Genomic DNA, 14,181 nt, shown 5'->3' with positions numbered 1-14,181 from the left:
CGTCAGATTCAGGGTGTGGCGGCCGAGCTTTGTCGGCGCCAGGTGTCCGCGCACATGCGTTCCATATCAAGCTCCGCCTTCCAGTCCGGCAATTGCCCGGCCGACGAAAGATCGATCTCGTATTGCGCCGCATCGCTGTGGTTGTTCATGGTCAGTCGTCCGGAGATTCGGCCCAGATGGTGCTGTGCCACAGTGTCCCCCACATTGGCTTCATCCGCTGGACAGCAGCCGGGACGCCGATTCGCGCACGGCCCTGGTGCGCGGTGCAGTGATCCGGGGAGCCTTGCTTGCATCCCTTTCTGACCAGTCAAGCCGAGCGAATTTCCTCCGCGCTTCGTTTGGGTCATTGGGGGTCATTGGGTTTGAGTATTTTCGGGGTTTTTAGTAGGTATTTGGCAGCGTACCTGCACAGAATATTCGTGAGTCAGTCTATATATTTAAAAGTTAATAACAATTCAAAAATGCATATTAATTTATGATAACTATCAATTAACGTGTAAACCAACAACATGAGGGCCTGGTCGTGAATGCTTTTCTGCGAAGTTGCGTGTTCTGCTGCGCCTTGTTGTACGGTTGGAGCAGCCAGGCTGCGGAGCCGTCGGTTGCCATCTACTATGGAGCCAAGGCTTCGCTGAGCGAACTCGGTCTTTACGACATTGCCGTTGTAGAGCCCGACCATGGCTACGACCCGCAGCGTTTGCGCGACCAGGCGCCCGGCAGCGAACTCTATGCCTATGCCTCGGTAGCCGAAGTACTGCCGGAGCGGGCCTACTTCAAGAAGCTGCCGGCCGCATGGCAGATGGCGCGCAATGGAGCCTGGCGTTCCATCGTGATCGACCAGACCCCGGCGCAGTGGCCGGAGTTCTTTGCTCAGCAAGTGATTGCACCGCTCTGGGAAAAGGGCTACAGAGGTTTTTTCCTGGATACCCTGGACTCCTACCGCCTGGCCGCACACTTCGATGAAGCGGCGCAGCAGGATGGCCTGGTCCGCGTCATCGACACCTTGCACAGCCGCTTTCCCGGCATCAAGCTGATACTGAACCGCGGCTTCGAGATCGTGCCGCGAGTGCGCGACAAGATTCAGATGGTGGCGGCCGAGTCGTTGTATCGCGGCTGGGATGCCAATCTCAAGCGCTATGTGGAAGTTTCTGCCAAGGACCGCGACTGGCTTCTGCAGCAGCTGCAAACCATACGAGAGCGCGACAAGCTGCCGGTGCTGGCCATTGACTATGTGGCGCCGCATGACCGCGACACTACACGGGCCACCGCACAGCGCATTGCGCAGCTGGGCATCATTGCCTGGGTGAGCGATGCCGGTCTGCAGACCCTGGGCATGGGGCGGGTCGAGGCCGTGGCGCGTCGGATACTGGTGCTCTACAACGGAGCCGACGATCCCGCGCTCGATTACGCATCGGCCCATCGCTTCCTCGAGATGCCCATCAACTACATGGGCTATGTGGTCGACTATGCCGATGTGCGCTCGGCACTGCCCACTGACGTGGGACGGGATCGCTACGCAGGTGTGGTGAGCTGGTTCGGCGGGGCCATTCCCGACACGCGCTTCAAGGATGTGCGCAGCTGGATGGTGCGCCAGGTCCAGCAGGGTATGCCGCTGCTGATGATGGAGGCGCCCGGCGTGCCCCTGGATCGTACGCTTGCGAGCACGCTGGGCGTGCGCGCCATGGAGACCGTTCCGGCCTTTCCGCTGAAAAAGGCCGAGCAGGCGGCTGCCATGGGGTTCGAGACCGAGCCCGGGCTGCCGGCCCACGACTACACGGGCTGGCTGCTGACGCCGCAGCTGCTGCAGCAAAGCCGGCAACTGCTGTCCTTTGACGATGCCAAGGGCCGACGCTTCGTCTCTGCCGCCATCACGCCCTGGGGCGGTTTTGTGATGACGCCTTATGTGCTGACGGACGTGCCGGGCACCGAGCAGTCGCGCTGGGTGGTCGATCCTTTCGCGCTGCTCAAGCAGGCATTGCGGCTTGAAGACATTCCCGTCCCCGATGTGACCACCGAGAACGGCCGCCGTCTGCTGCTGGCCCATGTGGATGGAGACGGATTCCCATCCAAGGCCGAAGCGCCCGGTGCACCCTTTGCCGGAGAGATGCTGCGCCGCGAGATCCTCGAGCGCTACCGTATTCCCCACACGGTGTCCGTGATCGAGGCCGAGGTTTCGCCCAAGGGCCTGTATCCGCAATGGGCAGATCAGCTCGAGGGCATTGCCAAACGCATCTTTGCCATGCCGCATGTGGAGATCGCCAGCCACTCCTATTCCCACCCCTATCTCTGGGATCGCTCCGTAAGCCATGGACTGTTTGCCGAAAGCAAGGAGGCCAGCCTGAACCTCAGCATTCCCGGCTATGAAATGGATCTGCGCCGGGAGATTGTGGGTTCGGTCGACTACATCAGCCAGCGCTTGGCTCCCTCAGGCAAGCCGGTCAAGGTGTTCCTGTGGACCGGCGATACGGCACCCGGCGCCGATGCGCTGGCCATCTCCGATGCCGCAGGCCTGCTGAACATGAATGGCGGGGATACCTCGATCATGCGCAGCAATCCGTCCATCACCGAGGTCAAGAGCTGGGGCATACACAAGGGCGGGCATCTGCAGATCTATGCCCCGGTCACCAACGAGAACATCTACACCAATCTGTGGCATGGCCCGTTCTACGGCTTCGAACGCGTTATCGAGACCTTTGAGATGACCGATGCGCCGCGACGCTTCAAGGCGGTGGACATCTATTACCACTCCTATTCGGCCAGCAAGCAGGCCAGCCTCAAGGCCTTGCACAAGGCCTATCAATGGGCGCTGAGCCGCAAGCTGCACCCGGTCTACGGCTCGGAATACATACGCAAGGTAGAGGATTTCTACCAGTTTGCGATCGGCCGGGATGGCGAAGGCTGGCGCCTGCGCGGCCCCGGGCGATTGCGTACGCTGCGCCTGCCGCCGGGCCTGGGCACTCCTGTGATGGCCGAAAGCACGGGCGTTGCCGGCTATGCGCCGGGAGTGGACGGCAGCTATCTGCACCTGACCGACGGCGTAGCTCGGATGGTGGTGCGTACAGGGGCCGCACCGACCGCCTCCACCCCCTATCTGGTGGATGCCAATGCTCGCCTCAAGGACTGGCAGACCCAGGCCGACGGCAGTCTGCGCTTCACGCTGGAAGGTCATGTGCCGCTGGAGCTGCGCATGTATCTGCCGCCTGGCTGCTCGCTGAGCGCTGCCGCTGCCAGTTCCTCCATCAGCGCGGTTCCCGCTGCGGACCGCTCCTCCATCCGCTCCTTCAGAAGTGCCAGCCACAGTGCCCAACTCCAAGCGCAATGCCGTGCGCTCTGAGCGCCCGACCACGGTTCCTCACTGGCTGATCGCACTGCTGGCAGTGCTGATCGGAGGAGCCTTGTGGATGTTGTTCCCCAAGCAGGCGCTGGAGCGTCGGCTTGCCGATTCGGCGGACGATTCCGAGCTTTCGCTCAACTACCTGAGCAATCTGCTCAAGAGCGATCCGGGAAATGAACGTCTGCAGAGCCTGCTCAAGGTCAAGCACCAGCGGTTCGAGGCCATGCGACAGGCCCAGGAGGAGGCGCGCAGGCAGGCTCTGCCCAGCGCCGCGGCTCAGGCCTGGGATCGTTGGCAGACGCTGTACCAGCGCTATCTGGAAACCAAGCAGCGGGGCCATGGATCAGATGGTCAGGTCAGGCAGCTGGCACCCGCGGTGATGCAGGCGCTCAAGGCCGTGCCGCGCGACGATCTGAGCCAGGAGCAAAGCCTTTATCTGGCATCCTCGGCGCTGGTGCTGAACGATGAGTCACAGGCCCTGGAAATCTATGAGGAGCTGGCCCGTAAACAGGTGTCTCCTGAGCGCAAGGCGCGCGTGTACGAGGCCGCTGCACGTCAGACGCTGGGGTTGTCCATGTACGAGCAGTCCTCCTTGCTGTGGCGCGAGGCCAGCGCGGCGGCGCCGGAGGTGCAGCAGTCGCGCGCGTATATGTGGCAGGCCTTGCAGGTGCTGCAGGCCGGCAACCGTGCCCAGCAAGCACTGGTGCTGGCGCGCGAGCAGGAGGAGCTGCTGGGCAGCGATCCCGAGACGCTGCGCCGGCTGATAGGTCTGGCGCGTGCGGCCGGCGCTTCGGCCGAGGCAGAGCGCTATGCCAAGCAACTGCTCAAGTTGTCGCTGCAGCAGCAATGGCTGAACATGCGGGCCGTGGCTGATAGGGGCGGCGGGGCCGACGATGGTGCCTGGGCGCTGCATCCCGTGCTCTGGAAGGCTCCGGGCTGGACGCTGCGGCACACTGCCGCACCGGCTAGGAAAGAGGCTCCGGGACTTCCGTTCGACGACAAAACCTATGAGCTGGGCTACCAGGTATTCCTCGAGAACCGCAATCTCGAGGATGCCTGGCGTGTGGCCGCAGCTGCCGTGCACCAGGCTCCGGGGAATATGGTTTGGCGCGAGCGTCTGGCTCAGGTGGCGGAGTGGAGCGGGCGCCAGCAGGTGGCCCTGGACAACTGGCTGGCCATTGCCCAGGCCACGCAGCGTGAGGTTGCCTGGCAGTCTGTGATGCGACTGGCGCCGGGCTTGTTCGACGATCGCGCGCTGGTGGAAGGTATCAAGCACGAACTGGGCCGACGTCCTGGCGATGCAGCACTGCAGCAGGCGCTGGTACAGGCCTATGAGCGCCAGGCCGAGCCGCAGCCGGCGATCGACTATTTGCAAGCCCATGGGAACACGCCGCAGGCACAGATTCTGCTGGCCCAGTTGGCCGAGCGTGCCGGCCAACCCGTGGTGGCGCTCAATGCCTGGAAACGCCTGCTCCGCGATCCGGCGCAGCGCGTTCCGGCCCATGTCATGCCGGCCGCGGTGCTGGCATTTCTGCAAGGTGAGCGCGCGCTTGGCCTGAGTTGGCTGGATGATGCCCAGGCACGGGTGCCGGCCGATATGGGAGCTGAAGCCGAGGCCGAATACTGGCGACTGCTGGGCGAGGTGGCGCAGAAACAGCAGCAGGAGGCCTTGGCACTGGGCGCTTTCAGGCGTTTGCTGGAAATGCAGGATGCCAAGGCGCGCGATTTCGACGAGGTCATCAATCTGCTGATTCGCAGCGATCGCGGTGAGGCGGCTCGGGTGTCGCTGCGCGCATGGCATCAGTTCCACGATCCGCGCCATTTGTCCCAGGCGCTCTATATGCTGGAAGATCTGAACGAGTGGAGCCATGCGGGTCAGCAGATCGATCGCGCCTTGGCCGACACCAAGACGGCCGGTTTGCTGCTTCAGCAGCCGGCTTTTCTGCACGCCGCAGCGCTTTACTACCAGCATGTTGGACAGGCAAGAAAAGCCCTGGAACTGCTGCAAAAGGGCCTGGCCCTGGATGGGGGCTCGACCCTGATGCGTCAGTCACTGCTGTGGCTGCTGATAGATACGCAGAATGCCGCGCTGCTCGCGCCGATGCTGGCGCAGGCCGAGCCGGCCTGGGCCCAGGATCCGGAGATGCACGATGCGCTGGCGGCTGCCTATATGGCTCTGTCCCGCCCGGCTGTGGCCCTGCAGCGCTATCTGCGCCCCCATCTGCAGGAGAACGGCGACGACTTCCTCTGGATGATGAACTACGCCGATGCGCTCGAGCAAAACCAGCAGGTGGATCTGGCCTGGCGGCTGCGGCGCGAGCTGTGGGTCAGGCAGGCACTCCAGACGCGGGATGTCGGGTTGGCCGATACTTCAGCAGGCCGAGCCTCGGGTGGCAAGCTGCGTCGCTGGCTGAGCCCCGAAGACCTGGACAAGGTGCAGAGTCAGGCCCGCAACCGGTTGATGCTCTCACAAGTGCACGGCGATGACGAGCTGGTCCTGCTGCGTGAGCTCATGCGCATGGACCGCGATACGGGCCGGGAGCTTTCCCCGGCGGCCGTGGAGCTGGCCATTGCCTGGCTGCAGGACAAGGGAGAATATTCGACCGAGCGGGGCTATCTGTGGCAGCAGTACGCCTTCAGCCGCAGCAAGCGGGCGAACCGGCCACTTTGGGCCGAGATCACCGTGGCACTGGCCGAAAAGGATCATGCCCAGGTCGGCCAGTTGCTGGAGCAATACGATGCCAGCCTGTCGCGCTACGACCGCATCAATGCGGCGACCCTGACGGGCGACGGCAGGCTGGCGCAGTCTGCCGCCTTCGAGACCCAGCACGACCAGCCCGACGACGACAGCCTGCATCTGGCTCTTACCGAGCAACTGCTGGCCTTCAGCGACCATGCAGGCCTGCAGTTGCATAGCCGGCGGCTGGATGGCATAGACGAGCGGGCACGGCGCCTGAGTTGGCATCTGGCGTTAAGTCCGCGCTGGGCGCTGGACATCGATGCCGATCACACGCGCCGCAGCGTGAACGGCCGCGGCTTTGTACAGGCGCCTTCGTCCGAACATGGCCTGGGCCTGCGTCTGACGCGCAAAACTCAGGGTTCCAGCAGCGAGTTCATGCTGGGCCAGCGCCAGGGAATGAACAGCTATGTGCCCATGCAGTTTTCGCACACCCAGATCCTGGACAGCCGCCTGAGCCTTCAGGCTGCGCTGGGCCGCGACCTGCCGACGCAGGAAACGCTGCCCATGCGCATGGGGGGCATGAAGGATCGCGTGGCCGTGGGTGCAATTTACAGGCTGTCGCGGCTGGATCAGCTCAGCTTGGAGTATGCCCATGAGCGTTTCCATGTGCAGACCGGTGCGCGCGTGGGCCTGGGCAACCAGACCACGCTGCAATACACCCATAGCTATCGCGGCGAGGCACCCTTGGTCCAGTTCGACGCCTTCACCTCCTGGCATCGCTACAGCCGCAACAGCCCCGGGGGACTGAGCGGCCGGGATGCGGCGGTGCTGCGCTATCTGCCGTCGGGAAGCGAGGCTGGCATGGACTATCTGCTGCCCGGCAATTTCCGTTTTTCGGGGCTGCGGATCTCGGCCAATATGCCTTATGCACAGGAGTACTCGCGCGCACTGCGGCCGTTTGCCAGCCTGGCCCTGACCCGTCACAGCATCAACGGCACGGGCTACGACCTGAGCTTCGGTCTGGCCACCAGCGTGCTGGGGGCGGATCACCTGATGCTGGGATTGAATGTTTCCAAGTCGGGTGTGAACACCACGGGCACCACCCGCGAGCTTCAGCTCGCCTACCGCCTCCATTACTGAAGATTTCAAGGAGCTCTCCCATGACTCACCGTACTGTTCTCTCCTCCCGCATCCGCATGCTCACGGGCGCAGCCCTGCTGGGGCTGCTCAGTGCTTGTTCCACGCTGGACCAGGGCAAGTCCCCGGCCCTGGAGAGGAACGCCAACTGGGCGGTGCTGCCGTTCGAGAACCATACGGAAACGCCCATGGCAGGCAGCCGGGCCGAAAGCATTGCCACGGCCTTGTTGAGCAGCCGCGGCATAGGTGCCGTCAAGCGCTATACAGGCGAGGCGCAGCAGGAGACGCTGTTCGATGGCCGCGATGCCAAGCGGCGCGAAGATGCGCTGGCCTGGGCACGCAGTGAGGGTGTGCGCTATGCCTTGCTGGGGGCGGTTGACGAGTGGCGCTACAAGGTCGGCGTGGACGGTGAGCCAGCCGTCGGCGTGGCCCTGGAGATCGTCGATGTGGACAGCGGTGCCACGGTCTGGAGCGGTGCTGGCGGTCAAAGCGGATGGAGCCGCGAGGCTTTGTCGGCTGTCGGGCAGAAGCTGATCCGCAAACTGCTGGGAACGGGCCTGGCCGGCGCCCGGTAAGCATTGAGCAGGATTTCCAGTCATGCAAGATCACGCCACGACACCTGCCGCCACGCCGGATTCCGCGCGCCGCATGGGCATTGCTGCGGAATTCAGAAGCTCGCCACTGGGGTTGCTGGTGCAAACCAGCGAGCGCCCCGGAGTGGTGGCGGCCGAGACCTTGCTGCTGCCACTGCTGGCATTGCTGATAGGTTATGTTTTTAGCCGCAACGACCCGCTCTGGGTGCGTGCCGAGTTTCCCTGGTCCTGGCTTGCGCCCATGATCGTGGCCTTGCGCTATGGACCCATCGGGGGATTGTCGGCGGCCGGTGTGCTGTTGCTGGGCTGGCTGGGTTTCAACCGCGAGGACTTGAGCCGCTTTCCCGAGCAGTACTTTCTGGGTGGCTTGATGGTGGTGATGATCGTGGGCGAGGTTTCTAGTCTCTGGCGTGCCCGCATACGGCGCGAGCGTACCGCGCAGCACTATATGGATCAGCGCACCGAGCAGCTCATACGTCAGCACTATCTGCTGCGTCTGTCACATGACCAGCTGGAGCAGGAGCTGATCGGCCGCCCGGTGTCGATGCGCGATGCACTCAGCGGGCTTAGTGCGCTCAGCGGCGCTCCTGGCGATGCGCAAAGCCTGCTCAATCAGCTGGCACAGTTCTGCCAGATCAGTGCGGCCTGCCTGGTGGCTGTGCGCGACGACAGGATCGAGCCCCAGCCGATTGCCCAGCTGGGCGGTGCCCATGAGGTCCGGCCCGAGGATCCGCTGCTGCGCCAGGCGCTGGAAGCCCGCATGCTGACCCATGTCTCCCAGGGCCTGAGGGATGCGCAACAGACCCGCTATCTGGTCGTTGCTCCGATGCTGGATCTGGGGGGGGAGATCTATGGTCTGCTGCTGGTGGAAGAAATGCCCTTTTTTGCTCTGCAGGAGGAGACGCTGCAGACCATCAATCTGCTGCTCGGCTATTACACGGACAGCGTGGCTGCCAATCGTCTGGCACAGCCGCTGCTGCAGGCCTATCCCCTGTGCCCGCGGCCGTTCGCGTCCGAGCTGCAGCGCATGGAGCATGTGAACCGCAGCGCCGGCCTGTGCAGCGTGGTCGTGGCGCTAGAGCTTTCACCGCAGGCGGTGCAAAGCCAGATGGCTCAGCAGCTGATGCGCCTGGAGCGCATGCTGGATCGCTCCTGGCTGATCGAAGGTCGGAACAGGCAGTGGCTGGCCATCCTCATGCCGCTTGGCACCGGTGCCACGGCCGAGGGCTATCTGAATCGTATCGAAGGCTGGCTGGGTCAGCGCGGCATGGACTCCCTGGGAGCGGCCGGCATTTTTCCCCGCACTGTCTTGCTGGATCGCTGCTCGGCCCTGAGCGTGCTGGAGCAGATTGACAGGATGGCCCATGATTAATGTCAAGCTGGCACTGTCCGCTGTGCTGGCGGAGATTGCCTCCTGGAGCAGCCTGTGGCTGCTGCACAACCACTCCGATGCGGCATTGCTCAGCTATCTGGCAGCGCATGCGCTGGCCAGCGTGCTGCTGGCGCTGTGCCTGTCTCCGTTCCTGATGCTGGCGGCAGGTGCCAGGCGCCAGCGTCTGCCGCTGGTCGCGCTGATGGCCTTGCTCTCCTATGCCGTGCCGGTGGTGGGCTTTGTCGGTTCGGTGATTGCGACTGTGGCGTTACTCCGACGGCGCGGCTTGACGGCGCGCAGGGAATTTTCATCGCTGCCGCTGCCTGAGTTCGACCCGCACCAGCAGGCGAGCGGCAGCCGGAGGCAGGCGGGCTTGCAGTCTTTTCTGACCAATCAGGCGGTTCCCGTGCCCTTGCGCATGCGTTCCCTGGCTGCCCTGGGTCATGTCTCGGGGCGTATTGCCTCGCCCATGCTGCGCATGGCGCTAAGCGACTCCAGCGATGATCTGCGTTTGCTGGCCTACAGCATGCTGGATGTCCAGGAGCGCCAGTTGAGCCAGTCCATACACCAGGAGCTGCAGGCCCTGGAGCGCGCGCGTACGGTCGAAGGAGAGACAATCGGCCCCCGCGGTCTGAGAGCAGCCTGGGCGCTTTCTGATCTGTACTGGGAGCTGATTTACCAGGGCTCGGCGCAGGGTGATGTACGTGACCATGCCATCAAGCAGTCGTTGCATTACTGCAACCGGGTGCTGTCTCAGCACCCGGATACCGCCCTGCTGCAGCTGCGCAAGGGGCGCTTGCTGCATCTGGTGGCCGACGACGAAGGTGCCCAATCCTGCTATCAGAGGGCACTGGAGCTGGGTTTGCCGGCGCCCCGCGTCATTCCCTATCAGGCCGAGCTGCTGTTCAAGCAGCGTCAGTTCGCCAAGGTGCAGGAGCTGATGCGCAGACTTGAGGATCAGCAGGTCATGCCCCGTCTGCGCCCCTGCATCCAGTACTGGAGTGCCTCATGAGTTCTCTTCCCAAGGCTGCGCGGGCCGATATCGCCCTGCTGCTCGAGGGCACTTTCCCCTATGTCAGCGGCGGCGTGTCGAGCTGGGTTCACCAGATCCTTCAAGCCTACCCGCAGCATAGCTTTGCCATCGTCTTTATCGGCAGCCGGCGCGAGGACTATGGCGATTTTCGCTATGAGCTGCCGCCCAATGTGGTGCATTTCGAGGAGCATTTCCTCTATGGTCATGCGTCGGGAAAACTGCGGCCCACACCGCGCCGGGGTGACCCCGAGGTCATGTCCAAGCTGCAGCAATTGCTGCAGGCACTCGAGCGACGGGATGAGAGCCCTGCAGGCAGGGCGGAGGTGCTGGCCGCCATGCGCGCCGTTGCCATGGAGCTGCTGCCGGGCGGCAGCTTGCCGCAGGAAGATTTTCTGCACAGTGAATATATGTGGGAGCTGATACAGGACAGCTACCGGCGCCATTGCACCGATCCGTCCTTTGTCGACTTCTTCTGGACGGTACGCATCATGCTGCAGCCGCTGTGGCTGCTGGCGCGCATCGCCCGGGAGCTGATTCCGGTACGTGTGCTGCATACGGTCTCCACAGGTTATGCGGGCTTCCTGGGCGGCATGCTGCACCATCTGCGCGGGCTGCCGCTGGTTCTGTCCGAACATGGCATCTATACCAAGGAGCGGCAGATCGACCTGCTCCAGAGCCAGTGGATACGCGATAACCGCAATGTCTTCCAGCGCGACCCCATGGAAGTCTCCTTCTTCCGTCAGATGTGGATCCAGTTCTTCGAGTGGATGGGGCGTTTTTGCTATGAGGCAGCCGATCCCATCATCGCGTTGTTCGAGGCCAACCGTCTGCGTCAGGTGGCCGACGGCGCCGTTCCAGCGCGCACCAGCAACATTCCCAATGGCATTAGCGTGAAACGCTTTGCGCCGCTGCGTGTCCTGCGGCCTGCCGTGACACCACCCGTGCTGTGCCTCATAGGCCGCGTGGTGCCGATCAAGGACATCAAGACCTTCATCCGCGCCATGCGCCGCGTGGTCAATCACCTGCCCGAGGCTCAGGCTCTGATCGCCGGCCCCATGTCCGAGGACCCGGCCTATGTAGAGGAATGCCGCAATCTTGTGGACAGTCTGGGCCTGCAGGCGCAGGTGCACTTTCTGGGCATGCAGAAGATCGACGAGTTGTTGCCGCGTGTCGGGCTGGTGGTGCTCTCGTCCATCAGCGAGGCCTTGCCTCTGGTGCTGCTGGAGGCGCAGGCGGCAGGCGTTCCCGTGGTCAGCACCGATGTGGGCTCCTGCCGTCAGCTCATAGAAGGGCTGGAGCCCGAGGACCGTGCATTGGGCGCTTGTGGTCGCGTGGTCGGTATCGCCAACCCTGCGGATCTGGCCGATGCGGCGCTGGAGTTGCTGAAATCGCCCGAGGCCTGGCAGGAAGCCAGTGCTGCCGGGATTGCACGCGTTGAGCGCTACTACTCCGATCAGTTGCTGTTCGACCGCTACCGGCAGGTCTATGACCGGGCCATGCAACATTCCAAGGAATATCACTGATGGCCGGCATTGGCTTTGAACTGCGCCACCTGCTGCGCAAAAACACGCTGACCAGCCTGCTCCAAGCCTATGCCTATGCGGGCGTGATCGGCTCGGGTCCCTGGGTGTTCTCCATCATCGGCATTTTGCTGGTAGGGGTGTTCAGCCTCAGCGTCGTGGCGCCGCCGCTGCTGGTGACCCAGTTTCAGACCTCGGTGACCTATCTGGTGGCCTGCAGCTTGATACTGACCGGTGCGGCGCAGCTGATGTTCACGCGCTTTATTTCGGATCGGCTGTTTCTCAAGCAGGATGAAACCGTATTGCCCAATCTGCACGGCTTGCTGTTGCTGATCGTGGCAGCCGCCAGCGGCCTGGGGACGCTGGCCCTTTTCGTGGTGCTGCCAGGCCAGAGCCTGCTGTACCGGATGCTGATGCTGGCCGGCTTCACGCTGATGTGCGTGGTCTGGATGCTGACCGTTCTGCTGTCCGGCCTCAAGCATTACAAGGCCATCTCCGCGCTGTTCGGGGTCAGCTATGCGCTTATTGTCTTGCTGTCGCTGCCTCTGCGTCGCTGGGGACTGGAAGGGCTGCTGAGCAGCTTCGTGTTCGGCAATATCGTGCTGGTGGCTGGCATGTGGGCCATCGTGCTGCGCGCTTTCCCGATCAAAAGGCGCTGGATCGGCTTCGATTTCATGCAGCGCTCGCTGATCTTTCCGGTACTGATTGCGGTCGGCTTGCTCTACAACCTGGGTATCTGGGCCGACAAGTTCATGTTCTGGTATTTCCCGCCAACCTCGCAGCAGATCATCGGCGGGCTCAGGGCCTCGCTGATCTACGACCTGCCAGTTTTCCTGTCCTATCTGTCCATCATTCCTGGCATGGCAGTGTTCCTGGTGCGCATAGAAACCGATTTCGTCGAGTACTACGACAAGTTCTTCGATGCGGTGCGCGGCGGCGGCTCCCTGAACTACATACAGTCCATGCGCAACGAGATGGTGTATGCGATACAGACGGGCCTGGGCGAGATCGCCAAAGTGCAGACGCTGGCGGTTCTCGTGACCTTTGTCGCCGGTCCGGCCGTGCTGCATTTGCTGGGCATATCGCAGTTATACCTGCCGCTGCTGCATGTGCAGGTGGTCGGTGCCGGTCTTCAGGTGGGTGTGATGGCTGTGCTCAATGTGTTTTTCTATCTCGACGAGCGGCGCATCGTGCTTTTGCTCTGTGCACTGATGGTGGTGCTGAACATCGTCTTTACTGGCATCTCGCTGGCGCTGGGGGCGGCTTTCTACGGCTATGGTTTCTGCCTGGCAATGCTGGCAACCCTGTGTACAGGTCTGTTTCTGTTGACGCGCGAATTGGACCGGCTGGAATACAAGACTTTTATGCTGCAGTAACCGGGCCGGCTGCAGGTCTCGGCAGCTGCAGCCCCGAGTTCGCCCGGGTGCAATGGCTGAAAGGCACGATCCATGTTCCGAACAAGTTCATGGTTTTGCGACCGGCGAGTGACGTTCTGTCCCGTCTGCGCGACAATAGCGGATTCGGCGCTGGCGGCAGCCCGGCTTCGGGACGGCTGCGGTGGCCCCGGACGGGAGACAAAGCCCCTGCCTCCGCTTTTTCCACTTCAAATTTTGACGCCATGAAAAAACGTACCCTGCTGGCCTCGGTGGCCCTGACTGCAATTTTGGCTGCCTGCGGCAAGAACGAGTCCGCAAGCAACACCGCTGCAGCTCCTGCGCCCACTCCTGCGGCAGTTGCCGCCAAGCTGGTGGTGGGCCTGGACGACAACTTCCCGCCCATGGGTTTCCGTGACGAAAAGAACGAACTGGTCGGTTTCGACATCGACATGGCTCGTGAAGTCGCCAAGCGCGCCAATATCGAAGTGGAGTTCAAGCCCATCGACTGGAACGCCAAGGAAGCCGAGCTGCTGGGCAAGCGTGTGGACGCTCTGTGGAACGGCCTGACCATTCTGGAAGAGCGCAAGGAAAAGATCCTGTTCTCCGACCCCTACATGGTGAACAAGCAGATCATCATCGTGAAGGCCGGCTCTCCCATCAAGGGCAAGGCTGACATGGTCGGCAAGATCGTGGGTGCCCAGGAAGGCTCCAGCGCCGTGACTGCCCTGACCAAGGACAAGGAACTGTCGGACAAGTTCAAGGAAACAAAGCTCTTCGGCGACAACATCGCTGCCATGATGGACCTGGAAGCAGGCCGTCTGGATGTGGTGGTGGTGGATGAGGTGGTGGGTCGCTACTACGTCAACAAGAAGCCCGACAACTACGTGGTGCTGGCCGAGGACTTCGGTACCGAAGACTACGGTGTGGGCTTCCGCAAGGACGACGAAGCCACTCGCAACAAGGTCAACGATGTGCTGACCGAAATGAAGAAGGACGGCAAGGCTGCTGAAATCGCCCAGAAGTGGTTCGGCGCCGACGTCATCAAGCACTAATCCCTTTTTGACGGACTGCACCGGCAATGCCTGGCATTGCCGGTTTTTTTTGCGACGACAATGCGTGCAAACACTTCCTCCTGC

9 protein-coding genes are annotated in these 14,181 nt (G+C 62.6%); 8 read left to right on the top strand and 1 reads right to left on the bottom strand.

Annotation, left to right across the window (positions count from 1 at the left end; all coding sequences use genetic code 11):
- Window positions 1-8: 8 nt before the first annotated feature.
- Window positions 9-149: a hypothetical protein gene (locus tag Cth01_RS02610; RefSeq protein WP_156160267.1), complete on the bottom strand. Its 141-nt coding sequence runs from the start codon at window positions 147-149 to the stop codon at window positions 9-11.
- 374 nt (window positions 150-523) lie between these two features.
- Here Cth01_RS02610 and Cth01_RS02605 point away from each other — a divergent pair, with 374 nt between their 5' ends.
- The 8 genes from Cth01_RS02605 to Cth01_RS02570 all read left to right on the top strand — a co-directional run bounded on the left by Cth01_RS02605 (window position 524) and on the right by Cth01_RS02570 (window position 14,097).
- Window positions 524-3,334 carry a bifunctional glycoside hydrolase/polysaccharide deacetylase family protein gene (locus Cth01_RS02605; protein ID WP_045838457.1) on the top strand — a complete coding sequence of 937 codons (2,811 nt, stop codon included), beginning with the start codon at window positions 524-526 and terminating at the stop codon, window positions 3,332-3,334.
- Window positions 3,300-7,154 (top strand): tetratricopeptide repeat protein, encoded by a 3,855-nt coding sequence (locus tag Cth01_RS02600; protein WP_045838456.1) that lies wholly within the window; start codon window positions 3,300-3,302, stop codon window positions 7,152-7,154. The genes Cth01_RS02605 and Cth01_RS02600 overlap by 35 nt, the downstream gene beginning before the upstream one ends.
- 20 nt (window positions 7,155-7,174) lie before the next feature.
- Window positions 7,175-7,726 (top strand): transporter, encoded by a 552-nt coding sequence (locus Cth01_RS02595; RefSeq protein ID WP_034390622.1) that lies wholly within the window; start codon window positions 7,175-7,177, stop codon window positions 7,724-7,726.
- Between the two features lie 22 nt (window positions 7,727-7,748).
- Window positions 7,749-9,116 (top strand): PelD GGDEF domain-containing protein, encoded by a 1,368-nt coding sequence (locus Cth01_RS02590; protein WP_045838455.1) that lies wholly within the window; start codon window positions 7,749-7,751, stop codon window positions 9,114-9,116.
- Window positions 9,109-10,128 (top strand): tetratricopeptide repeat protein, encoded by a 1,020-nt coding sequence (locus tag Cth01_RS02585; RefSeq protein WP_045838454.1) that lies wholly within the window; start codon window positions 9,109-9,111, stop codon window positions 10,126-10,128. Before Cth01_RS02590 ends, Cth01_RS02585 begins: the two co-directional genes overlap by 8 nt.
- Window positions 10,125-11,672 (top strand): GT4 family glycosyltransferase PelF, encoded by a 1,548-nt coding sequence (gene pelF, locus Cth01_RS02580; RefSeq protein WP_045838453.1) that lies wholly within the window; start codon window positions 10,125-10,127, stop codon window positions 11,670-11,672. The genes Cth01_RS02585 and pelF overlap by 4 nt, the downstream gene beginning before the upstream one ends.
- Window positions 11,672-13,045 carry an exopolysaccharide Pel transporter PelG gene (gene pelG / locus Cth01_RS02575; protein WP_034357448.1) on the top strand — a complete coding sequence of 458 codons (1,374 nt, stop codon included), beginning with the start codon at window positions 11,672-11,674 and terminating at the stop codon, window positions 13,043-13,045. The genes pelF and pelG overlap by 1 nt, the downstream gene beginning before the upstream one ends.
- 242 nt (window positions 13,046-13,287) lie before the next feature.
- On the top strand, window positions 13,288-14,097 hold the full coding sequence (locus tag Cth01_RS02570) for an amino acid ABC transporter substrate-binding protein (RefSeq protein ID WP_034357450.1): 810 nt from the start codon (window positions 13,288-13,290) through the stop codon (window positions 14,095-14,097).
- The last annotated feature ends 84 nt before the right edge of the window (window positions 14,098-14,181 follow it).

The organism is Comamonas thiooxydans, from assembly GCF_000964545.1.
In the GTDB taxonomy this organism is placed as follows: Bacteria; Pseudomonadota; Gammaproteobacteria; order Burkholderiales; family Burkholderiaceae_C; genus Comamonas; species Comamonas thiooxydans.
The sequence above is the reverse complement of the archived record's forward strand: the minus strand, read 5'-3'. Positions and strand labels throughout refer to the sequence as shown.